This is a genomic window from Citrobacter sp. RHB35-C17, from assembly GCF_013816795.1.
Classification (GTDB): domain Bacteria; phylum Pseudomonadota; class Gammaproteobacteria; order Enterobacterales; family Enterobacteriaceae; genus Citrobacter_A; species Citrobacter_A amalonaticus.
This window is the reverse complement of record NZ_CP057150.1, coordinates 2,704,718-2,729,929: the sequence shown is the minus strand read 5'-3', so window position 1 is coordinate 2,729,929 and position 25,212 is coordinate 2,704,718. Positions and strand designations below refer to the sequence as shown.

Here is a 25,212-nt window from a genome sequence, read left to right as displayed (position 1 = left end):
CACCCTAAATGAGCGCAACCTGCGTTGGCGCAAAGCAGAGGATGCCGTTTCGCCGTAGGCTACGCACTTTATTGAGGAGGAATGATGGATTCTGTTCACGGTCACGAAGTGTTGAATATGATGATTGAGTCAGGCGAGAACTATTCTACGGCTAGCCTCGAAGCTGCGATTAAGGCGCGGTTTGGCGAAGCGGCGCGTTTTCATACTTGCTCAGCGTCGGGCATGACGGCGGGAGAACTGGTGGCGTTTCTGGCGGCGAAAGGGAAATTTATCGCTCAGGATGACGGTTTCTCTACGCACGAAAGCAAGATATGCCGTCATTAAGAAAACGGTGAGGAATTTCCTCACCGTTTTATGATTAATTTGCGGTATCGAGCGTCGACAGCTCTTTATCGATAAAATACAAACCTTCGCCGCTTTTTCCTGCCAGCGTTAATTTATCAATCACCGATTTAAACAATTTCTCTTCTTCATGCTGTTCGGCAACATACCATTGCAGGAAATTAAAGGTCGGATAATCCTGACTGGTCATTGCGGCATGCGCCAGTTCGTTAATTTTCTGGGTGATCAACTGTTCGTGTTCGTAAGTCACACGGAATAACTCATCCAGCGATGCATATTCAGCAAAAGGCGATGAGACGGTATTAATGCGCGGCAGGCTGCCGGTATCGGTCAGATAGTCAAACAGACGCTGCATGTGCGTCATCTCTTCCTGCGCGTGGCGACGCAGGAACGCGGCGGCACCTTCAAAGCTGTGGTAGCTACACCAGGCGCTCATCTGCTGATAGAGCAGGGAGGAATATAATTCCAGGTTCATTTGCTCATTCAGTTTGTCGATCATTTCTGTTTTCAGCATGACTTCGCTCCACAAAATTCATAAATATGTTGATGTGGCGTCACTATAATTTGTTATTTAAATATTTGCAAAAGGTAAAATAATAAATTTAATTATTAAAAATACGAATGGGAATAAAACGCATTTGCGCTATAAAATAATTAGCGCGGGATAAATCAGGCCAGTTAATACTGGCCCGTAAATTAATAATAATGAGGTGCTGCTTGCGAAATGGCGATGCCCTGACATTGCCAGGAGAGTGTAATTTTCGTGTTCATACACAGGGAGCCAGCATAAACACTGCAGGTGCTGACGGGTTGACCGAATGGCTGGGCGCTGGCATAGCCTAGTTGCTGACACGCGCGTGTGGCGGTGCCCTGGGCGATATAGTCGTCGGTATAGGCGTTTTGCAGCATCGCCTGATCGTAACTCAATCGCACAACGCCGGTTGTCGCGCTGGCATCACTCACCTGTGCCTGTCTGTTGATCGCGCATCCCGTCAGGAGTATCAGTGAGAGGGCAATAAAAAGAGTCTTCATGGTATCGCTCTGAATGTTCGGTGATACGCTATCCTAATTCACACATCAGCGTTTCAATGGCCTGAATAACTTATAGATCAGCAACGACTAATTCACACGACGACGGTCATTTTGCGGTCACCTGAAGAAAATGTGAAATTATCCCTCATTTTTAAAACCATCTTTCATAAAATTTGAAAGTATGTTTGCTAAGTAGTACTGTGCGGTATCGTGATGACTCAAGGCGGGACTTCCCGCATCGCATTCAGGAGAAGACAGAATGAAAATTGCACTGATGATGGAAAACAGCCAGGCGGGTAAAAACGCCATCATTCACCGCGAGCTCAAAGCGGTGGCGGATGAAAAGGGTTTTCCGGTATTCAACGTCGGGATGAGCGACGAGAATGACCACCACCTGACCTATATCCACCTTGGCATCATGGCGAGCATTCTGCTGAATTCAAAAGCGGTTGATTTTGTGGTGACCGGCTGTGGTACAGGCCAGGGCGCGTTGATGTCACTGAATATTCATCCGGGCGTGGTGTGTGGCTACTGCATTGATCCGGCGGATGCCTTCCTGTTCGCGCAGATTAACAACGGTAATGCGCTGTCTCTGCCGTTTGCGAAAGGGTTTGGCTGGGGGGCAGAACTGAACGTGCGCTTTATCTTCGAGAAAGCCTTTACGGGGCGCAATGGCGAAGGTTACCCGCCAGAGCGTAAAGAACCGCAGGTGCGTAACGCCGGGATCCTTAACCAGGTCAAAGCGGCGGTCGTTAAAGACAACTATCTTGATACGCTGCGTGCCATCGATCCGGAACTGGTGAAGACGGCAGTTTCCGGTCAGCGTTTCCAGCAATGCTTCTTTGAAAATGGCCAGAGCAAAGAGATTGAAGCGTTCGTTCGCGAAATCCTCGGCTAATTTTTGCTGACAAGCCGGAGGGCGTAATGCGCATCCGGCTTTCCACTTTACTTCCTGGCAGACACCGCGCTGCCCGCCTCTTTCACCAGTCGTAACGTCTCCACCATGCCAGTCAGGCAGATAAGCGCGATGACCACAAAAACCAGACGAAAGCTGATGCCGCTAAACTGAATCCCGAGGTACAGCACCAGCAAAATAAGCCAGACAGGCGTGCTGAAGGTGATCTGGGTGGCAGAAGAGATACCTCGTTTGCTTTCTGTGGTTCGAGCTTCTTGCATCGTGCACTTGCCATTCAAAAAAAACGATAAAAATTCACCAGAACTGATATTGCTGTAGGTAATTGATTTATCGGTGAAAGAGTCGCAAATGCAAAGAATATGTTAAGTATAAAACGTGATGCAAATCACGAAGTAGTTGATTTTTGTGATGACGGTCATACTATATGCGCATAGACGATAACACCTGCATAACAAAATAGTTGGAGTCATGGCATGAAACTGCGCAAAATCCTGAAAAGCATGTTTGAAAATTATTGCAAAACGTTTAAAGACGTACCGCCGGGCGATATGTTCCGCTGATAAAAAACCTGCTTCGGCAGGTTTTTTTATACCCGTCGTCCGCGGCGTCAGGTGTGGCTATCGTTTCGGCCTCTGAATCGGTACTATGACGGTCTTTCATCACTAACAGGAACGCCTGCTATGTCCCAACCGCTGAATGCCGATCAGGAACTGGTCTCTGACGTTGTCGCCTGCCAGCTCGTCATCAAACAAATTCTCGATGTTCTCGACGTGATTGCTCCCGTTGAAGTTCGCGAAAAAATGACCAGCCAGCTGAAAAACATTGATTTTTCAACGCATCCCGCAGCTGCCGATCCCGTCACGCGGCGCGCTATCCAGAAAGCGATCGCACTGATTGAACTGAAATTCACGCCGCAGGGCGAAGCGCACTAAAATATGCCGTTGTTTTATATTATAGAAATACTTTTTGCAATGCCTCCCAAAGTGGAGGCATCAGGCTGAAAAGGCTTTGCGAATTGGCCTGCCGGGGAGTGAAATGCAGGCCAATAGCGTGGTCAATTAATGCTGTTGATAATTGACGACGTTGAGCACGTGCTGATCGGTCTGCTCCGGGCACAGTCCCGCGCGTTTGGCGCTACGCACTTCCTCAAGAATTGTTTGTAACAACAGCCCATCTTGCTGCTGTTCTTTTTCCAGAGCGTGGAGAAAATTCAGGGTAGGCGCATCGTTCAGGGCTTCCGCTTCGTTGGTGAGCTGCGAAAGCGTGCTGGCGCGTTGCTCATAATCTTCCATTGTTTTCTGAAACAGTTCTTCCAGCGAATGTAAGTCTTCGCCTGGTACATCAATGGCCTTAACGACCGGATTCGCCCCGGCATTTTTCATGAAGTTAAAGACGCGCATCATTTGGGTGACGTTACTCTGGGCTTGAGTACGTAAGAAAGTCGCAGTACCCATCAGACGGTGTTCAGAACACCACTCACTCAGATGGAGGTAGAGATTGGAAGCATAAAACTCAAGATTCATTTGATTATTGAGTTTGTTTACCATTCCAACTGCAGCCATATCAATATCCTTATTTCCTGATAGAAGGGATGTGCAGCGCTAATCTGCACAACTTACTGTTAGCAGAATACGTCCATTCTGCCAGTCCATTATGTGATCGAAGAGTCAATTCCATCGCGAATCGAAAATAAGCATACCTGCATCAATGGAATAAGAAAATCCTTAAGTGGCATTGTTTATGATTTTTTACACATTACTGAAGTTAATACATCACCCCGTATTTGGTAAACATAATGTGAAATTATATATCTGATTGATTTTGTTGAAGCTTGAATGGTTTTACAATTTTGAAATGATGTTTTAAGTCACAAAAGTGGATAGTTTAGCGTGGTAATATCAGAATATTGATAATCTTTACCGTCCCTGCCGCGATAATAATCCTGTGAAACCGTTCTGGCAGAAATAATGCCAGTTTGTCTCTTACTAAAAATCAGGGCAGCGACATCTTGTTCAATTATAACCGAATGATTAATTCGTCATTTTCGGTGTTATCAGCCTGTAATAAATGAGGAAAGGTGAATGAAAAGAGTGGCCGTCTTGCTGGCATCGGGTTTCGAGGAAGCGGAAGCGATCGTTACTATTGATATCTTGCGTCGTCTGAATATTGACGTCGATACCCTGGCCTGCGCGGAATCTCGCGCCGTCGTGAGCTACCACAATGTCCCAATGGTCACCGATTACACGCTGGCGGGGCAGCAGGAGCGCCTGTATGACGCGGTGGTGCTGCCGGGCGGCCCACAAGGGAGCGTAAACCTGGCGGCGAATCCACAGGTTATTGAGTTTGTCTCGCGCCATGATGCCGCCGGAAAATTAATTTGTCCCATTTGTTCAGCGGCCGCTCGTGTATTAGGCGGCAACGGCTTACTGAAGGGGCGTCGTTATGTCTGCTCAGGCGATCTCTATAAAACGGTGACTGATGGCGTTTATGTTGATGCGCCGGTTGTGGAGGATGGGCATCTCCTGAGTGGTAAAGGGTTAGGCCATATTTTTGATTTTGCCCTGACGCTGTCAGCCCGTTTGTTAGGCAATGAACAACCCGTTCGTGAACATGCTGAACATATCTATTATCCGTGGTAATTCGTTCGTACCCGAATACAGGGGGATTCGGGTACAAGGATTTGTGAGCTGACCTTATGGATTAATGTGCTACGCCACTTTTTATTTGTCTGACAATTACCCCATTTCTTATGTCATTTTCCGCTGAATTTATGTACGCAATTACTGTAATTCTGCGGTGTGATGCCGCTCTCCTATGGAGAATCAATTTCCCGCTACAACTATTCCAGCACTGGCACTTATCTTGAGTTCTTTTGGTAATGCCTTGTTTTTCGTCTGAATTACATAAAGTCGTTGAATATTACCCTACATAAAATGACGCTAAAGCTGGAGTTAACCATGCACAAATTCACTAAAGCGCTGGCAGCCATCGGTCTGGCTGCCGTTATGTCACAATCCGCTATGGCAGAATCGATGAAACTGGGTTTTCTGGTGAAACAACCGGAAGAACCCTGGTTCCAGACGGAGTGGAAATTTGCCGATAAAGCCGGGAAAGATTTGGGCTTTGAAGTGATTAAAATTGCGGTGCCGGACGGCGAGAAGACGCTGAATGCGATCGACAGCCTGGCGGCGAGCGGGGCGAAGGGGTTTGTTATTTGTACCCCGGATCCAAAACTGGGTTCCGCTATTGTCGCGAAGGCGCGCGGCTACGACATGAAAGTGATCGCCGTGGACGATCAGTTCGTCAATGCCAAAGGCAAACCGATGGATACCGTCCCGTTGGTGATGATGGCGGCAACCAAAATCGGCGAGCGTCAGGGCCAGGAACTGTATAAAGAGATGCAGAAACGGGGTTGGGACGTCAAAGACACCGCGGTTATGGCGATTACGGCCAACGAACTGGATACCGCACGTCGTCGTACCGGCGGTTCGATGGAAGCGCTGAAAGCCGCCGGTTTCCCGGAAAAACAGATTTACCAGGTTCCTACCAAATCTAACGATATCCCCGGCGCATTTGATGCTGCCAACTCCATGCTGGTTCAGCACCCTGAAGTTAAACACTGGTTGATTGTCGGCATGAACGATAACACGGTACTCGGCGGCGTGCGCGCCACTGAAGGCCAGGGCTTTAAGGCGGCGGACGTGATCGGCATTGGTATTAATGGCGTTGACGCAGTGAGCGAACTGTCGAAAGGGCAGGCGACCGGCTTCTACGGCTCACTGCTGCCAAGCCCGGACGTTCACGGTTATAAATCCAGCGAAATGCTCTACAACTGGGTGACTAAAGGCGCAGAACCACCGGCATTCACCGAAGTGACTGACGTGGTGCTGATCACCCGTGACAACTTCAAAGAAGAGCTGGCGAAAAAAGGGTTAGGCGGTAAGTAAGAAGACAGCAAGTGAAAAGCCGGATGGCATCGCTCATGTCGCCATCCGGCAACCGGTTAGAACGATACTGACTCACGGAGACGTTATGCAACAGTCTACCCCGTATCTCTCATTTCGCGGCATTGGTAAAACCTTCCCCGGCGTTAAAGCGCTTACGGATATCAGTTTTGACTGTTACGCCGGTCAGGTGCATGCGCTGATGGGTGAAAATGGCGCCGGGAAATCAACGCTTTTAAAAATTCTCAGCGGTAACTATGCGCCAACCACGGGCTCTTTGGCGATTCGCGAGCAGGAAATGAGCTTCGCGGATACCACCGCCGCGCTGAATGCCGGCGTTGCCATTATTTACCAGGAATTACATCTCGTGCCGGAGATGACCGTTGCCGAGAATATCTATCTCGGGCAACTGCCACACAAAGGCGGCATTGTGAACCGCACTCTGCTTAATTATGAAGCGGGTTTACAACTTAAACATCTGGGGATGGATATCGATCCTGCGACCCCTCTGAAATATCTCTCCATCGGCCAGTGGCAGATGGTGGAAATTGCCAAAGCACTGGCGCGCAACGCCAAGATTATTGCCTTCGATGAACCGACCAGTTCGCTCTCTGCAAGGGAGATCGAAAACCTGTTCCGGGTGATCCGCGAACTGCGTAAAGAAGGGCGCGTCATTCTGTATGTTTCGCACCGCATGGAAGAGATTTTCGCGCTCAGTGATGCGATTACCGTGTTTAAAGATGGCCGTTACGTGAAAACCTTTACCGACATGCAGCAGGTCAACCACGATGCGCTGGTGCAGGCGATGGTTGGGCGCGATCTGGGCGATATTTACGGCTGGCAGCCACGTCCCTATGGCGCAGAACGCCTGCGCTTGCATGCCGTAAAAGCGCAGGGCGTACGCACACCCATCAGCCTTACGGTACGCAGCGGCGAAATCGTTGGGCTGTTTGGGCTGGTAGGCGCGGGCCGCAGTGAGTTAATGAAAGGCTTATTTGGCGGCACCCGTATCAGCGAAGGGCAGGTGTACATCGACGAAAAACCGATTGATATCCGCAAGCCGGCGAATGCTATCGCGGCAGGCATGATGCTGTGCCCGGAAGACCGGAAAGCGGAGGGGATCATCCCGGTGCATTCGGTACGTGACAACATCAACATCAGCGCCCGGCGTAAGCATGTGCTGGGGGGATGTGTGATCAACAACGGATGGGAAGAAACCAATGCTGACCAACACATTCGCTCGCTGAATATCAAAACCCCCAGTGCCGAACAGTTAATTATGAATCTCTCCGGTGGTAACCAGCAAAAGGCGATTCTCGGTCGCTGGCTATCGGAAGAGATGAAAGTGATTTTGCTCGACGAACCGACACGCGGCATTGATGTTGGCGCGAAGCACGAAATTTATAACGTTATTTATGCCCTGGCCGCACGCGGCGTTGCCGTGCTGTTCGCCTCCAGTGACCTGCCGGAAGTCCTCGGCGTGGCTGACCGCATTGTGGTGATGCGGGAAGGAGAGATCGCCGGGGAATTACTTCACGAACAGGCGGATGAGCGCCAGGCGCTAAGCCTTGCGATGCCTAAAGTTAGCCAGGCTGTCGCCTGAGAAAGGAGAGAATGATGTCTTCCGTAACAACTTCCGGATCGGGCGCACCAAAGTCGCCATCACCCTTTAGCCTGGGACGTATCTGGGACCAGTATGGCATGCTGGTGGTCTTCGCCGTCCTGTTCCTCGCCTGCGCTATTTTTGTGCCGAACTTCGCAACATTCATCAACATGAAAGGGCTGGGGCTGGCGATCTCCATGTCGGGCATGGTGGCCTGCGGCATGTTGTTCTGCCTGGCATCAGGAGATTTTGACCTGTCCGTGGCGTCGGTGATTGCCTGTGCCGGGGTGACCACGGCGGTGGTCATCAACATGACCGAAAGCCTGTGGATTGGCGTGGGGGCGGGTCTGTTGCTGGGGGTGCTGTGCGGGCTGGTTAACGGCTTCGTGATTGCACAACTCAAGATCAACGCGCTGATCACCACGCTGGCAACGATGCAAATCGTCCGTGGTCTGGCATACATCATTTCCGACGGTAAAGCGGTGGGGATTGAAGACGAGCGCTTCTTTACCCTCGGCTACGCCAACTGGTTCGGCTTACCGGCGCCGATCTGGCTCACGGTAGGCTGCCTGATTATCTTTGGCTTGTTGTTGAACAAAACCACTTTCGGGCGCAACACGCTAGCGATTGGGGGCAACGAAGAGGCAGCGCGTCTGGCCGGGGTGCCGGTGGTGCGTACCAAAATCATTATTTTCGTGCTCTCCGGTCTGGTCTCTGCGGCGGCCGGGATTATCCTCGCCTCGCGTATGACAAGTGGACAGCCGATGACCTCCATTGGCTATGAACTGATCGTCATCTCCGCCTGCGTGTTAGGCGGCGTTTCCCTGAAGGGCGGCATCGGAAAAATCTCATATGTGGTGGCGGGTGTCCTGATCCTGGGGACCGTGGAGAATGCGATGAACCTGCTGAACATTTCGCCCTTCGCCCAGTACGTCGTACGCGGCTTGATCCTGCTGGCAGCAGTGATCTTCGACCGTTACAAACAAAAAGCCAAGCGTACGGTCTGATAAAAAAGTCTAACTTTTTAGTCTAGTTCCTCTCCTTTGCCAGCCGCTACACCCGGCTGGCAATTGTCTTTGCAAATGGCGAGCATCGTCACACTGTCTATACTTACGGTTGCTTATGAGGCGCGATTCGCGCGGCTCAGATATAACAATAAGGAGGAGTACCGGGTGGCAGAACCGTTAACCGTAACCCCTGAACAGTCCGTGCACTATGCTTATTTTTTTGATCTCGATGGAACCCTTGCGGAGTTAAAGCCGCATCCAGACCAGGTGGTGATTCCTCCCACGATCCTTCAGATGCTCCACCACCTTGCAGAACGCAACGCAGGGGCTTTGGCATTGATTTCAGGGCGCTCAATGGTTGAACTTGACGCGTTGGCTCACCCCTGGCGCTTTCCGCTGGCAGGGGTGCATGGGGCTGAACGCCGTGACATCAATGGGAAAATGCATATTGTGCATCTCCCTTCGGCAATAGAACGCGATATTAGCGTGCAGTTACATACGGCGCTGGCGAAACTGCCGGGGACGGAGATGGAAACCAAAGGGATGGCGTTTGCGCTGCACTATCGACAGGCGCCAGAACATGAAGCTGCGCTGCAGGCGCTGGCACTGCGTATTACGCAAACCTGGCCGCAGCTTGCGCTCCAGCAAGGGAAGTGCGTTGTCGAAATTAAGCCGAAAGGCACCAATAAAGGTGAAGCGATAGCCGCGTTTATGCGTGAAGCGCCGTTTGCCGGGCGGGTCCCTGTTTTTCTGGGTGACGATCTGACCGATGAGACCGGGTTTCGCGTGGTGAACGAGGCGGGTGGCATTTCAGTGAAGGTGGGAGAGGGGGAGACGCAGGCGCAATGGCGATTAGCCGGGGTGCCAGACGTCTGGCGCTGGCTGGAGTCTGTTTACACTGCACAACAAGAAACAACCATGAATGACAGGAGAGATGGCCATGAGTCGTTTAGTCGTAGTATCTAATCGAATTGCGCCCCCCGATAACAAAACCAGTGCAGGCGGCCTGGCCGTTGGTGTGCTGGGCGCGCTGAAAGCGGCGGGGGGACTGTGGTTCGGTTGGAGTGGCGAGCTGGGTAACGAGGATCAGCCATTAAAAAAGGTCACCCGGGGCAATATCACCTGGGCGTCGTTTAACCTGAGCGAAAAAGACCACGAGGAGTATTACAACCAGTTCTCTAATGCCGTGTTGTGGCCCGCCTTTCACTACCGTTTAGATCTGGTGAATTTTCAGCGCACCGCCTGGGAAGGCTATCTGCGGGTGAACGCGCTGCTGGCAGATAAGCTGCTGCCGTTACTGAAAAAAGATGACATCCTCTGGATTCATGATTATCACCTTTTGCCGTTCGCCAGCGAACTGCGTAAACGTGGCGTGAATAATCGTATTGGTTTCTTCTTACACATTCCTTTCCCAACGCCGGAAATCTTTAACGCGTTGCCGTCATCGGAAGAGTTGCTTGAGCAGTTATGCGATTTTGACCTGCTGGGATTCCAGACGGAAAACGACAGGCTGGCCTTCCTTGACTGTCTCTCCAGCCTGACGAGAGTCACGACTCACGATACGCGCAGCCACACGGCCTGGGGAAAATCGTTCAGCACCGAGGTGTATCCCATCGGAATCGAGCCGCAGGAGATTGCCCAGCAGGCTTCTGGTCCACTGCCGCCAAAACTGGCGCAGCTGAAAGCGGAGCTGAAGAATCTAAAGAATATCTTTTCCGTTGAGCGACTGGATTACTCAAAAGGGTTGCCAGAGCGTTTTCAGGCCTACGAGGCGTTGCTGGAGAAATACCCTCAGCATCACGGAAAAATCCGTTATACGCAGATTGCGCCCACTTCACGTGGCGATGTGCAGGCATATCAGGATATCCGTCACCAGCTTGAGACAGAAGCCGGGCGCATTAACGGTAAATACGGGCAACTGGGCTGGACGCCACTGTTCTATCTCAACCAACATTTCGACCGCAAATTACTGATGAAAGTGTTTCGCTATTCAGATGTAGGGCTGGTCACGCCGCTGCGAGATGGTATGAATCTGGTGGCGAAGGAATTCGTTGCTGCCCAGGATCCCGCCAATCCAGGCGTTCTGGTGTTGTCTCAGTTCGCCGGTGCGGCAAATGAGCTGACCTCAGCGCTGATCGTTAATCCTTACGATCGCGATGAAGTCGCGGCGGCGCTGGATCGTGCACTCACAATGCCGCTTTCCGAGCGTATTTCGCGGCATGCTGAGATGCTGGAAGTGATTGTCAAAAACGACATCAACCACTGGCAGGAGCAGTTTATCTGCGATCTAAAGACGATCACCCCGCGCAGCGCTGAAACTCTTCAGCAACGGAAAGTCGCGACGTTTCCAAAGCTTGCCTGAGCGAGGTTTTCGGGGATCAATCTCCTTCAAGCGGGACCAGCAGGACGTCCACCAGGCTTGAACTCACCACACTTTTCGCCGAGCAGGAGGCTCGCGAAAAGAAGCTATGGTTGTGGTTGCCACAGATGACCAGATCCACGTCGTGTTTGCGGCACACATCCAGAATATGCTCGCTTAACTCGCCGTAGGTAATGAACGTCTGCGCGATCGGATAGCCCGCCTCTTTCCCCAGTTTTTCAAGAAAATCAGTGGTCTCCTCATGCATTACCGCGCGTAAATCCTCCAGCATGGGGGCGGCAAATTGATTGTATAACTCGGGGTCGGAGGCGAGGGTGATGAGGCTGATTCGTGCGTTGACGGGACGGGCAATGGAGACGGCTTTCGCCAGGAGTTGTTGGCTTTCCGGGGTGACTGCCACGGCGACAAGAATGTGGGTGTAGCTCATAACTCGCTCCTTATTGCAAGAATATGAGGTGGTTCTTCAGCATTACTCCGATTTGCTGACAACTGCAATGCCTCTATATGACAATAATGTGAACGCTATCATAATTATTCATTAATATTCCTTATAGGTGTAACTCAGGAATAACTAAAAAAGTTAACCAAATCGATTGACTTAAATTAAATCATCGAGTCAATCAAAATTTGGTTTAACAAATTCATGTTCGTGATTAATCGCAATCTAATCATAAGCTCTGCGTATTCATAAAAAATAAGTAACAATTAACATATTGTTTCACAAGCATAAAAATAATTTTGCTTGCGGAAGCAGATAAATGCATTTCAATTATTTTACTTGCGTGATATTAACGCTGGTTGCGTAAAATCTTTCGCCGCCCCTGACGCTTGATTTAATACCCGTGAGAATAAAATGGCGTTTTGCTGATTAATTTCCCAGCAAAATAAAAGCCCAACTGATGGATTTATGTTAACGATTAAGTTAATTTATGTGACGTGCATCACATATTTTCCAAATTCGCAGCGTGGGTTTGTTGTATGTCTCGGGTGTGACGAGTACAGTTGCGTCGAATTAGGAAAAATCTTAGGCATTTGTAAGAATTCATGTGCTCGCGTTACAACCAGGCAAGATGCCAGCGTGACGCGCGCATTGATGTTTTAAGCGCCTGAGTCGAAGGTATGTGTTTGACATATTTGATTTTTTTACCGGGAATTCCCGGCGACATCACGGGGTGCGGTTTTTCCGCATAAAAATAAAAGTTGGTTATTCTGGATGGGAATAATGCATACATCCGAGTTGCTGAAACACATTTATGACATCAATTTGTCATATTTACTCCTTGCACAGCGTCTAATCGTTCAGGACAAAGCGTCCGCCATGTTTCGTCTCGGAATCAATGAGGAAATGGCGACCTCTCTGGGGGCGCTGACCCTTCCGCAAATGGTAAAACTGGCAGAAACGAATCAGCTTGTGTGTCATTTCCGTTTCGACAGTCATCAAACCATTACGCGTCTGACTCAGGATTCCAGAGTAGACGATCTCCAGCAAATTCACACCGGTATCATGCTGTCCACGCGTCTGTTAAGTGATGTCAATCAGGCTGATGAAACCGCGCGTAAGAAAAGGGCCTGATGATGAGTGAAAAAAGCATTGTTCAGGAAGCTCGTGATATCCAGTTAGCGATGGAATTGATCACACTGGGTGCCCGTTTGCAAATGCTGGAAAGCGAAACGCAGTTAAGCCGCGGTCGCCTCATCAAGCTGTACAAAGAACTTCGCGGCAGTCCCCCGCCAAAAGGCATGCTGCCGTTTTCCACTGACTGGTTTATGACCTGGGAGCAAAATATACATGCTTCCATGTTCTGTAATGCCTGGCAGTTCTTACTTAAAACGGGCCTGTGTAGCGGTGTTGATGCCGTCATTAAGGCGTATCGACTGTACCTGGAACAGTGTCCGCAGGGTGAAGATGGGCCGCTGTTGGCGTTGACTCGCGCGTGGACGCTGGTGCGTTTTGTCGAAAGCGGCTTGCTTCAGTTATCAAGCTGTAACTGCTGTGGTGGTAATTTCATTACCCACGCTCACCAACCTGCGGGCAGTTTTGCCTGCAGTTTATGCCAGCCGCCTTCCCGTGCGGTAAAAAGACGTAAACTTTCCCAGGATGCTGCCGATATTATTCCACAACTGCTGGATGAACAGATCGAACAGGCTGTTTAACCGATACGGTGTGGACGAAACACTCCAGCAGCGGTAAGTCATTACCGCTGCTTTTTTTTGCCTCGCCAACGCGTTAACGCCCCGACTGCGCATCCTGTCATAGTCAACAGCAGAAGGATGATGTCGTGCTTATCTTATTAGGTTACCTGGTGGTTATTGGTACAGTTTTCGGCGGTTACATGATGACTGGTGGAAACCTGGGGGCACTCTATCAACCGGCTGAATTTGTCATCATCGGTGGCGCGGGAATAGGGGCATTTATCGTGGGTAACAACGGTAAAGCCATCAAGGGGACACTGAAAGCGCTGCCGTTACTGTTTCGTCGTTCGAAATACACCAAAGCGATGTATATGGATCTGCTGGCACTGCTCTATCGCCTGATGGCTAAGTCTCGCCAGCAGGGGATGTTCTCGCTTGAACGAGACATTGAGAACCCGAAAGAGAGCGAAATTTTTGCCAGCTATCCCCGTATTCTGGCCGACTCGGTGATGCTGGAATTCATCGTCGATTACCTGCGCCTGATCATCAGCGGCAACATGAATACCTTCGAGATCGAAGCGCTGATGGACGAAGAGATTGAAACGCACGAAAGTGAATCGGAAGTCCCGGCCAACAGCCTGGCACTGATGGGGGATTCACTGCCGGCGTTTGGTATCGTTGCGGCGGTGATGGGGGTCGTACACGCCCTCGCGTCAGCGGATCGACCGGCTGCAGAACTGGGCTCACTGATTGCCCATGCGATGGTCGGTACATTCCTCGGTATTCTGCTGGCCTACGGTTTTATTTCACCGCTTGCCAGCGTCCTGCGTCAGAAGAGCGCGGAAACCAGCAAAATGATGCAGTGCGTGAAAATCACGTTGCTGTCAAATCTGAACGGTTACGCCCCGCCGATCGCCGTCGAGTTTGGGCGTAAAACGTTGTATTCCAGCGAGCGCCCGTCATTCATTGAACTGGAAGAACATGTTCGCGCCGTGAAAAACCCGAACCAACAGCAGCAGACGACGACTGAGGGCGCATGAAGAATCGGTCTCATCCTATCGTCGTGGTTAAACGGCGCAAACATAAGGGGCATGGCGGCGGCGCACACGGATCGTGGAAGATTGCTTACGCTGACTTTATGACCGCCATGATGGCCTTTTTTCTGGTGATGTGGCTCATTTCCATCTCCAGCCCTAAAGAACTGATTCAGATTGCCGAATACTTCCGTACCCCGCTGGCGACGGCGGTGACGGGAGGGAATCGCATTTCCAATAGCCAGAGCGCGATTCCTGGCGGTGGTGATGACTTTACCCAGCAACAGGGTGAAGTGAATAAGCAGCCGAACCTCGATGAACTGAAAAAACGTATGGAACAAAATCGCCTGAGCAAACTGCGTGGCGACCTCGATCAGCTTATCGAATCGGATCCCAAACTGCGGGCGCTGCGTCCGCATCTGAAGATTGACCTGGTGCAGGAAGGGCTGCGTATTCAGATTATCGACAGCCAGAATCGCCCGATGTTTAAAACCGGTAGCGCCGAGGTTGAGCCTTATATGCGTGACATCCTGCGGGCAATCGCCCCGGTGCTGAACGGTATTCCCAACCGTATCAGCCTGTCCGGGCATACGGATGATTTCCCTTACGCGAACGGTGAAAAAGGCTATAGCAACTGGGAGCTCTCTGCCGATCGCGCCAATGCTTCGCGGCGTGAACTGGTACAGGGCGGTCTGGATGACGGAAAAGTATTACGGGTGGTCGGCATGGCCGCCACGATGCGTATGAGCGATCGCGGTCCGGATGACGCCATCAACCGCCGAATCAGTCTGTTGGTGCTGAACAAACAGTCCGAACAGGCCATTTTGCATGAAAACGCTGAAAGCCAGAACGAGCCGGTAAGTGTATTACAACAGCCTGAGGCCAGTCCGCAGGTAAGCGTTCCCACATCGCCACCAGCCAATCCGAGGTGATAGCGTGAGCATGGATATAAGCGATTTTTATCAGACTTTTTTTGATGAAGCTGACGAGTTGTTGGCTGACATGGAGCAACATCTGCTCGATCTGGCGCCCGAAGCGCCGGATGCCGAGCAACTGAATGCCATATTTCGTGCAGCGCACTCCATCAAAGGGGGCGCCGGCACGTTCGGCTTTACCGTTTTGCAGGAAACCACGCATCTGATGGAGAACCTGCTGGATGATGCGCGTCGCGGTGAGATGCAGCTCAATACCGCCATTATCAACCTGTTTTTGGAAACGAAAGATATTATGCAGGAACAGCTCGATGCCTATAAAAGTTCGCAGGAGCCGGATGCCGCCAGTTTCGAATACATCTGCACGGCATTACGCCAGTTAGCGCTGGAAGCAAAAGGTGAAACCGCGCCAGCGGTGGTGGCGAATGCCCGACTGAGCGTGGTCGACAACACGACACCTGACGACGTGGTCGTGGCAGAAGAAGCGAAATTACGCATCTTTCTCTCGCGCCTGAAGGCCAGTGAAGTGGCCCTGCTGGAAGAAGAGCTGGGCAATCTGTCCACCCTGTCTGATGTCGTCAAGGGCGAAGACAGCCTGGCGGCCACGCTTGATGGCGACATTGCAGAGGATGACGTCATTGCCGTGCTGTGCTTTGTGATTGAAGCCGACCAGATTGCCTTTGAGAAAGTGGTGACAGCGACGGCACCCGCGGTCCAGCCGGAAGTGGCTGAAGTGGTTGCGGTCGAACAGCCTGTCGTCGCCGTCCCAGCGGTGAAAGCGGTTGGCAGAGAAGCGCAAACCGGACGCGTAGAGCGGGAAAAACCGGCACGCGCCAGTGAATCCACCAGCATTCGCGTGGCGGTGGAGAAGGTAGATCAGCTGATCAACCTGGTCGGTGAGCTGGTGATTACCCAGTCAATGCTGGCCCAGCGTTCGAACGAACTCGACCCGGTCAATCATGGCGATCTCATCACCAGCATGGGGCAGTTACAACGTAACGCCCGCGATCTGCAGGAATCGGTGATGTCGATTCGTATGATGCCCATGGAATACGTGTTCAGCCGCTTCCCGCGTCTGGTGCGCGACCTGGCGGGCAAGCTTGGTAAACAGGTTGAACTGACGCTGGTCGGCAGCTCGACGGAACTCGACAAGAGCCTGATTGAACGCATTATCGACCCGCTAACGCACCTGGTGCGTAACAGCCTTGACCACGGTATCGAACTGCCGGAAAAACGCATGGAATCCGGTAAGAATGTGGTGGGCAATCTGATTTTGTCGGCGGAACATCAGGGCGGCAACATCTGCATCGAAGTGACCGATGACGGGGCTGGACTGAACCGCGAGCGCATTCTGGCGAAGGCGATCTCCCAGGGGATGGCGGTCAATGAAAACATGACCGATGACGAAGTGGGGATGCTGATTTTTGCCCCAGGCTTCTCGACGGCCGAGCAGGTGACCGACGTTTCCGGACGCGGCGTGGGTATGGATGTGGTGAAACGGAATATCCAGGAGATGGGTGGCCACGTTGAAATCCAGTCGAAGCAAGGGGCCGGCACCACCATTCGTATTTTGCTGCCGCTGACGCTGGCGATCCTCGACGGCATGTCCGTGCGCGTCGCCGACGAAGTCTTCATTCTGCCGCTGAATGCGGTGATGGAATCCCTGCAACCACGTGACGATGATCTGCATCCGCTGGCCGGGGGCGAGCGTGTGCTGGAAGTACGCGGCGAATATCTGCCGCTGGTTGAGTTGTGGAAAGTCTTTGAAGTGGAAGGGGCGAAAACCGAAGCCACCCAGGGCATCGTGGTGATCCTGCAAAGCGGCGGTCGCCGTTACGCGCTGTTGGTCGATCAGTTGATCGGTCAGCACCAGGTGGTGGTTAAAAACCTGGAGAGTAATTATCGCAAAGTGCCGGGTATTTCAGCCGCCACTATTCTTGGCGATGGCAGCGTCGCGCTGATTGTGGATGTCTCCGCCCTGCAGGGTTTAAATCGCGAACAACGTATGGCGATCACCGCCGCCTGATTGAGTAAGAAAGGGTAAAATATGACCGGTATGACTAATGTAAGCAAACTGGCCGGCGAGCCGTCAGGTCAGGAATTCCTGGTGTTTACGCTGGGAGATGAAGAGTACGGTATCGACATCCTGAAAGTGCAGGAGATCCGTGGTTACGATCAGGTCACGCGCATTGCCAACACGCCTGCCTTCATCAAAGGGGTGACCAACCTGCGCGGCGTGATTGTGCCGATTGTCGATCTGCGCGTGAAGTTCTGCCAGGGTGATGTTGATTACAACGATAACACCGTGGTGATTGTGCTGAATCTGGGACAGCGCGTGGTGGGGATCGTTGTCGATGGCGTGTCTGATGTGCTGTCGCTGACCGCAGAGCAAATCCGTCCTGCACCGGAATTTGCCGTAACGCTGTCAACGGAATACCTGACCGGACTCGGTGCGCTGGGCGACCGGATGTTGATTCTGGTGAACATTGAGAAACTGCTGAACAGTGACGAAATGGCGCTGTTAGATATGGCCGCCTCTCACGTCGCCTAATCGCATGATCAGATGACGGCGTAAACGCCTTATCCGGCCTACCACCTCAACGTAGGCCGGATAAGCGAAGCGCTATCTGACAGTCAACCGTTATGCTCCGACCTGCTGCGACACCGCCTCCTCCTCACTCTCTTCCAGTAAACCTTCGTTTTGTGCCAGCATCGCCGTCGCAATACCGTTACCTAACACGTTAATGGCGGAACGGCCCATGTCGAGAAAATGGTCGATACCCATCAGAAGCAAAATGCCGGCGACCGGAATGTTAAAGCTCGGAATCGTTGCCGCCAGCACCACTAACGCGGAACGCGGAACGCCGGCAATACCTTTTGACGCCAGCATCAGCGTGAGCATCAGGACGCTAATCTCAGCAAACGACAGATGAATGTTGTAGGCCTGCGCGATAAACATCGACGCAAAAGAGCAGTAAACCATTGAACCGACCAGGTTGAACGAGTAACCAATGGGCAGCACGAAAGAGACGATGTTGCGCGAGCAGCCAAATGTCGTCAGTTGCTCCAGCGTTTTCGGATAGGCCGCTTCAGAACTGCTGGTGGTAAAGGCCACCAGAACCGGATCCTTGAGCATACCAAGCAGGCGAAACACCTCTTTTTTCAGTACCAGATATCCCACTGCCAGCAACACCAGACAGGTCATCAGAATTGCCACGTAATAACCGCCAATGAACGAGGCGTAGTTGAGCAAAATGCCCAATCCTTCGGTGGCGATCACCGAGGAGATGGCGGCAAAAATGGCCAGCGGGGCGACGTACATCACGTAGCCGGTCACTTTCAACATAATGTGGGAAACCACGTCCAGCGCCGCCACCAGCGGGGTATTGAATTTTTCGCCCAACGACGCGCCGCCGATCCCGAAGAACATTGAGAACACCACAATCTGCAAAATTTCGTTATTGGCCATCGCACCGGCAATGCTGGTAGGAATGGTATGTGACAGGAAACCTTTCAGGCTCATCCCGCCGACGGCGAGACCGGTATCCACGGCTTCTTTCGGGATAGCCAGATTGAGTCCGCTGCCGGGTTGTTCCAGGGTGACAATAAAAAGGCCCACCAGAATGGAAAGAATAGAAGAGCTGATGAACCAGATCATCGCTTTGCCGCCCACACGTCCGATGGTGGACGTCTCGCCAAGACGCATAATGCCCACAGTCAGAGTGCTGAACACCAGGGGGGCGATAACCATCTTAATCAAACGTAAGAAGATGTCGGTGAGGAGGGTGATGTTATCCGACCAGGCGGCAATGACGCTTTCGGATGTATACGAGTGAATAACCGCACCTGACACAATACCTGCCAGCATGAAAATCACGATGAATATCGTGAGTTTATTTGCATTTGCCACTAAAAATCCCTCAGGCTGAATTTAACAATTTTTTATCAGCGATACATATGTTTTATGTATTTAATTACGCCAAATCATTTCCTACCTAACCTGGAGTAATTCGTCGTGGGTTACAACTTTTTTTTATTATTTGCTTATTTTGTTGTATTCATGACCGCGTACTTTTTAGCACGGGATAGCATAAACGTCTGTGACTGCCAGCCACGCGTCTGCCATCTCAGTGACAGGGTGGAGTGGATATCGCCTTCTGACCTGGATTTCCCTTTCGCAAACGTAAAGTTCTTATCAAGGGTGCCGATAACGTTGTTAACTCGTTTTCAGGAAGGTGCCTTATGTTTAACCGTATCCGCGTTGTCACAATGCTGATGATGGTGCTGGGGGTTTTCGCACTGCTACAGCTTGTCTCTGGTGGTTTGCTGTTTTCGTCTTTACAGCAGAATCAAAAAAGTTTTGTTATTTCCAACGATCTACGCCAACAGCAGAGTGAACTGACCTCGACATGGGATCTGATGCTGCAAACACGTATCAACCTCAGCCGTTCCTCTGCACGCATGATGATGGACGCCAACAATCAGCAGAGTAGCGCAAAAAACGATCTGCTGAAGAGCGCGAAAAATTCCCTCGCTCAGGCGGCAGAGCACTACGCCAGATTTAAAGCTATCGATCCGCTGCCAGAGATGGTGGAGGTCAGCAACAATGTGGACGAAAAATACCAGAACTATTTTGCCGGTTTAACCGAACTGGTGCAGTTCCTGGAAAGCGGCAACATGGATGCCTTTTTCGCGCAACCGACGCAGGGAATGCAAAACGGACTCGGCGACGCGAAGAGCAAGTACGCCAGCGTCAGCGAAAAACTCTATCGCCAGGCGTTTGATGAAAGCGCGCGCGACTACCAGTTTGCGCAGTGGCAACTCGCCATTCTGGCGGTGGTGCTGGTGCTGATCCTGGTGGTGGTGTGGTACGGCATTCGTCACACCCTGCTCAACCCGCTTGCCAGCGTCATCGCTCATATTCGTGAAATCGCCGGCGGCAACCTGACCAACACGCTGACCGTTGCCGGACGGAATGAAATTGGCGAACTGGCTGGTAGCGTCGATCACATGCAGCGCTCGCTGGTAGACACCGTCACCCAGGTGCGCGAAGGCTCCGATGCCATCTACGCCGGTACCACGGAAATCGCCACCGGCAACACCGATCTTTCATCGCGGACCGAACAACAGGCGTCGGCGCTGGAAGAGACGGCGGCCAGCATGGAAGAGTTAACCGCGACGGTGAAACAGAACGCCGACAATGCCCGACAAGCGTCGCAACTGGCGCAGAGCGCCTCGGAAACCGCGCAGCACGGCGGCAAAGTGGTGGATAACGTCGTTAAAACGATGCATGAAATTGCCGGTAGCTCGAAGAAAATTGCCGACATTATCAGCGTTATCGACGGTATTGCCTTCCAGACCAATATCCTGGCACTGAACGCCGCGGTGGAAGCCGCGCGAGCAGGTGAGCAGGGGCGTGGCTTTGCGGTGGTCGCCGGTGAGGTACGTAATCTGGCCAGTCGCAGTGCGCAGGCGGCAAAAGAGATCAAAGCGCTGATTGAAGATTCCGTTTCGCGCGTGGATACCGGCTCCGTGCTGGTCGAAAGCGCGGGTGAGACCATGAACGATATCGTCAATGCGGTGACCCGCGTGACCGACATTATGGGCGAAATTGCCTCGGCTTCTGATGAACAAAGCCGTGGCATCGATCAGGTGGCGCTGGCGGTTTCTGAAATGGACCGCGTGACGCAGCAAAACGCCTCGCTGGTCCAGGAATCCGCAGCCGCCGCGGCCGCGCTGGAAGAACAGGCCAGCCGACTGACGATGGCGGTCTCCGCATTTCGTCTTGCCGCGCGTCCTTATGCGGTAAAAACCAAAGAAGAACGGACTTCTGCAGACGCGCCCCGCAGCGCGCAGAAGCCCTCGTTAAGCATGGAGCACGATACTAACTGGGAAACATTTTGACCGAAATTTAACACTGCGGCCGTTGCCGCCTGATGGGAGCGTTGATGTTTAATCGTATTCGAATCTCGACCACGCTGTTTTTGATTTTGATCCTCTGCGGTGTATTGCAGATTGGCAGTAATGGCTTGTCTTTCTGGGCATTTCGGGACGGTTTTCAGAGCCTGAATCAGGTCGAGCAGAGTAATCAGCAACGCGCGGCGCTGGCACAAACGCGCGCCGTTTTATTACAGGCGAGTACCGCCCTCAACAAGGCCGGGACATTAACGGCGCTGAGCTATCCGCCCGATGACATCAAAAGCCTGATGGTTATCGCGCGCGAAAGCCTGGCGCAGTCCGCCACGTTGTTCAATGGCTTCAAGGCTATCGAGGCGAATACGGAATCGGGCAAAGCGCTGCAGGACGCAACAGAGAAAAGCTTCACCCAGTGGCGCAGCGATCTGGAGCATCAGGCCACCTGGCTTGAAAACAACCAGTTGTCAGACTTTCTGACCGCGCCAGTGCAGGCGTCACAGGATGCCTTTGATGTGAACTTTAACGCCTGGCAGCAGAACATTAACCATGTGCTGGTGGTGGCTGGGCAACAGAGCAAAAACAACTATCACATGTCGGCAGCGATCTTTATCAGCATGGTCATTATTGCCGCGCTGTTAACCACCGGAGCGCTGTACTGGTCGCGCAAAATGATCGTCCAGCCGCTGGCGATTATCGGCAGTCATTTTGACAGCATTGCCGAGGGCAACCTGGCGCGGCCGATTGCGGTTTACGGGCGTAATGAGATTTCGGCGATCTTTGCCAGCCTGAAGGCGATGCAACAGGCGCTGCGGGAAACCGTCAGCGACGTGCGTCAGGGCAGTCTGGCGATGCACACCGGGATTTCTGAAATCGCGATGGGTAATAACGATCTCTCCTCACGCACCGAGCAGCAGGCGGCGTCATTGGCGCAGACGGCGGCCAGCATGGAGCAGTTAACGGCTACCGTCGGTCAAAACGCCGACAATGCGCGCCAGGCTTCCGGGCTGGCAAAAAGCGCCGCCGAAACGGCGAAAACCGGCGGCGAACAGACCACCAAAGTCGCCAGTACGATGCAGGCGATTGCCGCCAGTTCGCAAAAGATTGGCGACATTATCGGGGTGATCGACGGTATCGCCTTCCAGACCAATATTCTGGCGCTCAACGCGGCGGTCGAAGCGGCGCGTGCTGGTGAGCAGGGGCGTGGATTTGCTGTGGTTGCCGGAGAAGTACGCAACCTGGCGAGCCGCAGCGCCCAGGCAGCAAAAGAGATTAAAGGGTTAATTGAAGAGTCGGTGAACCGCGTCCACCAGGGATCGCAACTCGTCGATACGGCTGCCCGTACCATGACGGAAATCGTCAGCTCGGTCACCCGGGTCAACGACATCATGGGCGAGATTGCCTCGGCGTCAGACGAACAACGCAGAGGAATAGAGCAGGTGGCACAGGCCGTCACCCAGATGGATCAGGTGACACAACAGAACGCCGCGCTGGTGGAAGAAGCCGCCGCCGCGACCGGGCAACTCGCGCATCAGGCCGACACGCTGTCAGCCCGTGTAGCAGTATTCAAACTTGAAGAGCATGTGGTAACACACCAAGAATCGGCACCGCCGCAGGCTGTGCCCGTTGTATCCTGAATGTGATTGAGAAGGCGCTATGACATCATCTCTGCCCAACGGGCAAACGTCATTATTGTTACAGATGACCCAGCGCCTTGCGCTGTCCGACGCGCACTTTCGTCGGATATGTCAATTAATCTACCAGCGTGCGGGGATCGTGCTGGCGGACCACAAGCGGGACATGGTTTACAACCGCCTGGTCCGTCGTCTGCGTACGCTGGGAATGGATGATTTTGGTCACTATCTCAGCGTGCTGGAAGCGAATCAAAGCAGCGCAGAGTGGCAGGCTTTTATCAACTCGTTGACCACTAACCTGACCGCTTTTTTCCGCGAAGGGCACCATTTCCCGGTATTGGCGGAAAGCGCGCGTCGTCACAGCGGCGAATACCGGGTCTGGAGCGCCGCGGCATCGACCGGTGAAGAGCCGTACAGTATCGCCATTACGTTGGCCGATACGCTGGGCATGGCGCCAGGGCGCTGGAAGGTGTTCGCCAGCGATATTGATACTGAAGTGCTGGAAAAGGCCCGTAGCGGGATCTATCGCCTGGACGAACTGAAGACCCTGTCGCCGCAGCAGCTCCAGCGTTATTTCATGCGCGGAACCGGTCCTCATGATGGGCTGGTGCGTGTACGTCAGGAACTGGCAAGCCACGTCGAGTTTTCCGTGATTAACCTGCTCGATAAGCAGTACAACGTGCCGGGACCGTTCGACGCCATTTTCTGCCGCAATGTGATGATCTATTTCGATAAAACGACGCAGCAGGACATTCTGCGCCGTTTTGTCCCTCTTCTTAAGCCTGATGGTCTGCTGTTTGCCGGGCATTCAGAGAACTTTAGTAACCTCGTGCGCGACTTTAGCCTGCGCGGGCAAACGGTTTATGCGCTAAGTAAGGGTAAAGCATGAGTAAAATCAGGGTGTTGTCGGTCGATGATTCTGCATTGATGCGCCAAATCATGACCGAAATTATTAACAGCTATAGCGACATGGAGATGGTGGCAACCGCACCCGATCCGCTCGTCGCCCGGGATTTAATCAAGAAATATAACCCTGACGTGCTGACGCTGGACGTCGAAATGCCGCGGATGGACGGCCTCGATTTTCTTGAAAAGCTGATGCGACTGCGTCCGATGCCGGTGGTGATGGTGTCGTCGCTGACGGGGAAAGGCTCGGAAGTGACGCTGCGGGCGCTGGAACTGGGGGCGATCGATTTTGTCACCAAGCCGCAGTTGGGGATCCGCGAAGGGATGCTGGCCTACAGCGAGATGATTGCGGAGAAAGTGCGCACGGCGTCACGCGCACGTCTGACAGCCCATAAACCGCTTGCGGCGCCGGTCACCTTAAAGGCGGGGCCGCTGCTCAGTTCGGAAAAACTGATTGCGATTGGCGCCTCGACGGGGGGCACCGAGGCAATTCGCCATGTGCTGCAACCGCTGCCGCTCTCCAGTCCGGCGGTCATTATTACGCAGCATATGCCTCCCGGTTTTACCCGCTCGTTTGCTGAACGTCTGAACAAGCTGTGTCAGATAACCGTGAAAGAGGCGGAGGACGGCGAGCGTGTTCTGCCGGGTCATGCCTACATTGCGCCGGGCGATAAACACATGGAACTGGCACGCAGCGGGGCAAACTATCAAATCAAAATTCATGACGGTCCACCGGTTAACCGGCACCGGCCGTCGGTGGATGTGCTGTTTCATTCGGTAGCGATTCATGCGGGGCGCAACGCCGTCGGGGTGATCCTGACGGGAATGGGCAACGACGGCGCCGCCGGAATGTTAGCGATGCACCAGGCGGGCGCCTGGACGATTGCGCAAAATGAAGCAAGTTGTGTGGTGTTCGGCATGCCGCGCGAAGCTATCAATATGGGTGGCGTCAGCGAAGTGGTCGATCTTAGTCAGGTTAGCCAGCAGATGCTGGCGAAAATCAGTGCCGGACAGGCAATACGTATTTGAATCAGGAGTAATTTTTTATGGCGGATAAAGAGCTTAAGTTTTTGGTTGTGGATGACTTTTCCACCATGCGTCGCATCGTGCGTAACCTGCTTAAGGAGTTGGGATTTAACAACGTGGAAGAAGCCGAAGATGGCGCGGATGCGTTGAATAAACTGCAGGCAGGTGGGTTTGGTTTTGTCATTTCCGACTGGAACATGCCGAACATCGACGGTCTCGAGTTGCTGAAAACCATTCGCGCGGACAGCGGAATGTCCTCACTGCCGGTGCTGATGGTCACGGCAGAAGCGAAGAAAGAGAACATCATTGCCGCGGCGCAGGCCGGGGCCAGCGGCTACGTAGTGAAACCGTTCACGGCGGCGACGCTGGAAGAAAAACTCAATAAAATCTTTGAGAAACTGGGCATGTAA

26 protein-coding genes and 1 pseudogene are annotated in these 25,212 nt (G+C 52.6%); 21 read left to right on the top strand and 6 right to left on the bottom strand.

From position 1 onward, the window contains the following. Positions 1–84: 84 nt before the first annotated feature. Complete coding sequence (locus HVZ37_RS12940) at positions 85–324, top strand: YecH family metal-binding protein (RefSeq protein WP_043000315.1); 240 nt, start codon at positions 85–87, stop codon at positions 322–324. 34 nt (positions 325–358) lie between these two features. Here HVZ37_RS12940 and ftnA read toward each other — a convergent pair whose 3' ends face one another. After that, complete coding sequence (gene ftnA, locus HVZ37_RS12935) at positions 359–856, bottom strand: non-heme ferritin (RefSeq protein ID WP_042318344.1); 498 nt, start codon at positions 854–856, stop codon at positions 359–361. Between the two features lie 182 nt (positions 857–1,038). Beyond that, positions 1,039–1,374, bottom strand: coding sequence for a YecR family lipoprotein (gene yecR, locus HVZ37_RS12930; RefSeq protein ID WP_054176304.1), 336 nt, complete (start codon positions 1,372–1,374; stop codon positions 1,039–1,041). A gap of 259 nt (positions 1,375–1,633) precedes the next feature. Between yecR and HVZ37_RS12925 the strand changes: the two genes are divergently transcribed. Next, positions 1,634–2,272 carry an RpiB/LacA/LacB family sugar-phosphate isomerase gene (locus HVZ37_RS12925; protein ID WP_043000317.1) on the top strand — a complete coding sequence of 213 codons (639 nt, stop codon included), beginning with the start codon at positions 1,634–1,636 and terminating at the stop codon, positions 2,270–2,272. Positions 2,273–2,319: 47 nt separating this feature from the next. On the opposite strand, the pseudogene HVZ37_RS23140 reads toward HVZ37_RS12925, so the two are convergent. Next, positions 2,320–2,433: pseudogene (locus HVZ37_RS23140) on the bottom strand (hypothetical protein); the annotation flags it as partial. Positions 2,434–2,763: 330 nt separating this feature from the next. On the opposite strand from HVZ37_RS23140, the gene azuC reads away from it, so the two are divergent. After that, a complete protein-coding gene (azuC, locus tag HVZ37_RS12915) occupies positions 2,764–2,850 on the top strand; it encodes a stress response protein AzuC (protein ID WP_086513008.1) in 87 nt (28 codons plus the stop codon). A gap of 120 nt (positions 2,851–2,970) precedes the next feature. Continuing rightward, positions 2,971–3,222 carry a DUF2766 family protein gene (locus HVZ37_RS12910; protein ID WP_043000319.1) on the top strand — a complete coding sequence of 84 codons (252 nt, stop codon included), beginning with the start codon at positions 2,971–2,973 and terminating at the stop codon, positions 3,220–3,222. A 126-nt stretch (positions 3,223–3,348) separates the two neighbouring features. Here HVZ37_RS12910 and HVZ37_RS12905 read toward each other — a convergent pair whose 3' ends face one another. Next, the gene (locus HVZ37_RS12905; protein WP_043000320.1) at positions 3,349–3,852 is read right to left on the bottom strand and encodes a non-heme ferritin-like protein; all 504 of its coding nucleotides are present in this window, start codon (positions 3,850–3,852) and stop codon (positions 3,349–3,351) included. Between the two features lie 519 nt (positions 3,853–4,371). On the opposite strand from HVZ37_RS12905, the gene HVZ37_RS12900 reads away from it, so the two are divergent. The 6 genes from HVZ37_RS12900 (at position 4,372) to otsA (ending at position 11,206) form a co-directional block, all read left to right on the top strand. Then, positions 4,372–4,929 carry a DJ-1/PfpI family protein gene (locus HVZ37_RS12900; RefSeq protein WP_054176303.1) on the top strand — a complete coding sequence of 186 codons (558 nt, stop codon included), beginning with the start codon at positions 4,372–4,374 and terminating at the stop codon, positions 4,927–4,929. Between the two features lie 318 nt (positions 4,930–5,247). Further along, positions 5,248–6,237, top strand: a complete 990-nt coding sequence (gene araF / locus HVZ37_RS12895) for an arabinose ABC transporter substrate-binding protein AraF (RefSeq protein WP_043000322.1) — start codon at positions 5,248–5,250, stop codon at positions 6,235–6,237. An 85-nt stretch (positions 6,238–6,322) separates the two neighbouring features. Continuing rightward, on the top strand, positions 6,323–7,837 hold the full coding sequence (gene araG, locus HVZ37_RS12890) for an arabinose ABC transporter ATP-binding protein AraG (protein WP_043000323.1): 1,515 nt from the start codon (positions 6,323–6,325) through the stop codon (positions 7,835–7,837). Between the two features lie 14 nt (positions 7,838–7,851). Continuing rightward, positions 7,852–8,844, top strand: a complete 993-nt coding sequence (araH, locus tag HVZ37_RS12885; RefSeq protein ID WP_043000324.1) for an arabinose ABC transporter permease AraH — start codon at positions 7,852–7,854, stop codon at positions 8,842–8,844. Between the two features lie 165 nt (positions 8,845–9,009). Further along, positions 9,010–9,810, top strand: a complete 801-nt coding sequence (gene otsB / locus HVZ37_RS12880) for a trehalose-phosphatase (protein WP_043000325.1) — start codon at positions 9,010–9,012, stop codon at positions 9,808–9,810. Beyond that, the gene (otsA, locus tag HVZ37_RS12875) at positions 9,785–11,206 is read left to right on the top strand and encodes an alpha,alpha-trehalose-phosphate synthase (RefSeq protein ID WP_043000326.1); all 1,422 of its coding nucleotides are present in this window, start codon (positions 9,785–9,787) and stop codon (positions 11,204–11,206) included. Before otsB ends, otsA begins: the two co-directional genes overlap by 26 nt. A gap of 16 nt (positions 11,207–11,222) precedes the next feature. Here otsA and uspC read toward each other — a convergent pair whose 3' ends face one another. Then, positions 11,223–11,651 (bottom strand): universal stress protein UspC, encoded by a 429-nt coding sequence (gene uspC, locus HVZ37_RS12870; protein WP_043000327.1) that lies wholly within the window; start codon positions 11,649–11,651, stop codon positions 11,223–11,225. 795 nt (positions 11,652–12,446) lie between these two features. Here uspC and flhD point away from each other — a divergent pair. From flhD to cheW, 6 genes are all read left to right on the top strand, one after another. After that, a complete protein-coding gene (gene flhD / locus HVZ37_RS12865) occupies positions 12,447–12,797 on the top strand; it encodes a flagellar transcriptional regulator FlhD (RefSeq protein ID WP_043000328.1) in 351 nt (116 codons plus the stop codon). Positions 12,798–12,799: 2 nt separating this feature from the next. Beyond that, positions 12,800–13,378, top strand: coding sequence for a flagellar transcriptional regulator FlhC (gene flhC / locus HVZ37_RS12860; protein WP_042318680.1), 579 nt, complete (start codon positions 12,800–12,802; stop codon positions 13,376–13,378). Positions 13,379–13,503: 125 nt separating this feature from the next. Continuing rightward, positions 13,504–14,397: a flagellar motor stator protein MotA gene (motA, locus tag HVZ37_RS12855; RefSeq protein WP_043000329.1), complete on the top strand. Its 894-nt coding sequence runs from the start codon at positions 13,504–13,506 to the stop codon at positions 14,395–14,397. Beyond that, a complete protein-coding gene (motB, locus tag HVZ37_RS12850; protein ID WP_043000330.1) occupies positions 14,394–15,323 on the top strand; it encodes a flagellar motor protein MotB in 930 nt (309 codons plus the stop codon). Before motA ends, motB begins: the two co-directional genes overlap by 4 nt. Positions 15,324–15,327: 4 nt before the next feature. Further along, on the top strand, positions 15,328–17,349 hold the full coding sequence (gene cheA, locus HVZ37_RS12845; protein WP_099433113.1) for a chemotaxis protein CheA: 2,022 nt from the start codon (positions 15,328–15,330) through the stop codon (positions 17,347–17,349). A gap of 21 nt (positions 17,350–17,370) precedes the next feature. Further along, positions 17,371–17,874, top strand: coding sequence for a chemotaxis protein CheW (gene cheW, locus HVZ37_RS12840; RefSeq protein WP_043000332.1), 504 nt, complete (start codon positions 17,371–17,373; stop codon positions 17,872–17,874). Between the two features lie 90 nt (positions 17,875–17,964). On the opposite strand, the gene HVZ37_RS12835 is transcribed toward cheW, so the two are convergent. Next, positions 17,965–19,233, bottom strand: coding sequence for a dicarboxylate/amino acid:cation symporter (locus HVZ37_RS12835; RefSeq protein ID WP_044327049.1), 1,269 nt, complete (start codon positions 19,231–19,233; stop codon positions 17,965–17,967). A gap of 332 nt (positions 19,234–19,565) precedes the next feature. Between HVZ37_RS12835 and tar the strand changes: the two genes are divergently transcribed. Genes tar through cheY form a run of 5 tightly spaced genes read left to right on the top strand, consistent with a single transcriptional unit; the run spans position 19,566 to position 25,212 of the window. Further along, the gene (gene tar / locus HVZ37_RS12830) at positions 19,566–21,227 is read left to right on the top strand and encodes a methyl-accepting chemotaxis protein II (RefSeq protein WP_044264796.1); all 1,662 of its coding nucleotides are present in this window, start codon (positions 19,566–19,568) and stop codon (positions 21,225–21,227) included. A gap of 44 nt (positions 21,228–21,271) precedes the next feature. After that, on the top strand, positions 21,272–22,873 hold the full coding sequence (gene tap / locus HVZ37_RS12825) for a methyl-accepting chemotaxis protein IV (RefSeq protein ID WP_181627576.1): 1,602 nt from the start codon (positions 21,272–21,274) through the stop codon (positions 22,871–22,873). A 19-nt stretch (positions 22,874–22,892) separates the two neighbouring features. Beyond that, a complete protein-coding gene (cheR, locus tag HVZ37_RS12820; protein WP_043000336.1) occupies positions 22,893–23,759 on the top strand; it encodes a protein-glutamate O-methyltransferase CheR in 867 nt (288 codons plus the stop codon). After that, positions 23,756–24,805: a chemotaxis response regulator protein-glutamate methylesterase gene (locus HVZ37_RS12815; RefSeq protein WP_043000337.1), complete on the top strand. Its 1,050-nt coding sequence runs from the start codon at positions 23,756–23,758 to the stop codon at positions 24,803–24,805. Before cheR ends, HVZ37_RS12815 begins: the two co-directional genes overlap by 4 nt. A 17-nt stretch (positions 24,806–24,822) precedes the next feature. Continuing rightward, on the top strand, positions 24,823–25,212 hold the full coding sequence (cheY, locus tag HVZ37_RS12810; protein ID WP_043000338.1) for a chemotaxis response regulator CheY: 390 nt from the start codon (positions 24,823–24,825) through the stop codon (positions 25,210–25,212).

What these genes read in the sequence shown, in the direction of transcription:
- HVZ37_RS12900 (WP_054176303.1), top strand. Translation starts at nt 4,372, where the DNA reads ATGAAAAGAGTGGCCGTCTTGCTGGCATCGGGTTTCGAGGAAGCGGAA.
- araF (WP_043000322.1), top strand. Translation starts at nt 5,248, where the DNA reads ATGCACAAATTCACTAAAGCGCTGGCAGCCATCGGTCTGGCTGCCGTT.
- tar (WP_044264796.1), top strand. Translation starts at nt 19,566, where the DNA reads ATGTTTAACCGTATCCGCGTTGTCACAATGCTGATGATGGTGCTGGGG.
- flhD (WP_043000328.1), top strand. Translation starts at nt 12,447, where the DNA reads ATGCATACATCCGAGTTGCTGAAACACATTTATGACATCAATTTGTCA.
- cheY (WP_043000338.1), top strand. Translation starts at nt 24,823, where the DNA reads ATGGCGGATAAAGAGCTTAAGTTTTTGGTTGTGGATGACTTTTCCACC.
- araG (WP_043000323.1), top strand. Translation starts at nt 6,323, where the DNA reads ATGCAACAGTCTACCCCGTATCTCTCATTTCGCGGCATTGGTAAAACC.
- azuC (WP_086513008.1), top strand. Translation starts at nt 2,764, where the DNA reads ATGAAACTGCGCAAAATCCTGAAAAGCATGTTTGAAAATTATTGCAAA.
- otsA (WP_043000326.1), top strand. Translation starts at nt 9,785, where the DNA reads ATGAGTCGTTTAGTCGTAGTATCTAATCGAATTGCGCCCCCCGATAAC.
- HVZ37_RS12925 (WP_043000317.1), top strand. Translation starts at nt 1,634, where the DNA reads ATGAAAATTGCACTGATGATGGAAAACAGCCAGGCGGGTAAAAACGCC.
- ftnA (WP_042318344.1), bottom strand. Translation starts at nt 856, where the DNA reads ATGCTGAAAACAGAAATGATCGACAAACTGAATGAGCAAATGAACCTG.
- HVZ37_RS12815 (WP_043000337.1), top strand. Translation starts at nt 23,756, where the DNA reads ATGAGTAAAATCAGGGTGTTGTCGGTCGATGATTCTGCATTGATGCGC.
- motB (WP_043000330.1), top strand. Translation starts at nt 14,394, where the DNA reads ATGAAGAATCGGTCTCATCCTATCGTCGTGGTTAAACGGCGCAAACAT.
- tap (WP_181627576.1), top strand. Translation starts at nt 21,272, where the DNA reads ATGTTTAATCGTATTCGAATCTCGACCACGCTGTTTTTGATTTTGATC.
- HVZ37_RS12910 (WP_043000319.1), top strand. Translation starts at nt 2,971, where the DNA reads ATGTCCCAACCGCTGAATGCCGATCAGGAACTGGTCTCTGACGTTGTC.
- HVZ37_RS12940 (WP_043000315.1), top strand. Translation starts at nt 85, where the DNA reads ATGGATTCTGTTCACGGTCACGAAGTGTTGAATATGATGATTGAGTCA.
- uspC (WP_043000327.1), bottom strand. Translation starts at nt 11,651, where the DNA reads ATGAGCTACACCCACATTCTTGTCGCCGTGGCAGTCACCCCGGAAAGC.
- cheW (WP_043000332.1), top strand. Translation starts at nt 17,371, where the DNA reads ATGACCGGTATGACTAATGTAAGCAAACTGGCCGGCGAGCCGTCAGGT.
- araH (WP_043000324.1), top strand. Translation starts at nt 7,852, where the DNA reads ATGTCTTCCGTAACAACTTCCGGATCGGGCGCACCAAAGTCGCCATCA.
- yecR (WP_054176304.1), bottom strand. Translation starts at nt 1,374, where the DNA reads ATGAAGACTCTTTTTATTGCCCTCTCACTGATACTCCTGACGGGATGC.
- cheR (WP_043000336.1), top strand. Translation starts at nt 22,893, where the DNA reads ATGACATCATCTCTGCCCAACGGGCAAACGTCATTATTGTTACAGATG.
- HVZ37_RS12905 (WP_043000320.1), bottom strand. Translation starts at nt 3,852, where the DNA reads ATGGCTGCAGTTGGAATGGTAAACAAACTCAATAATCAAATGAATCTT.
- flhC (WP_042318680.1), top strand. Translation starts at nt 12,800, where the DNA reads ATGAGTGAAAAAAGCATTGTTCAGGAAGCTCGTGATATCCAGTTAGCG.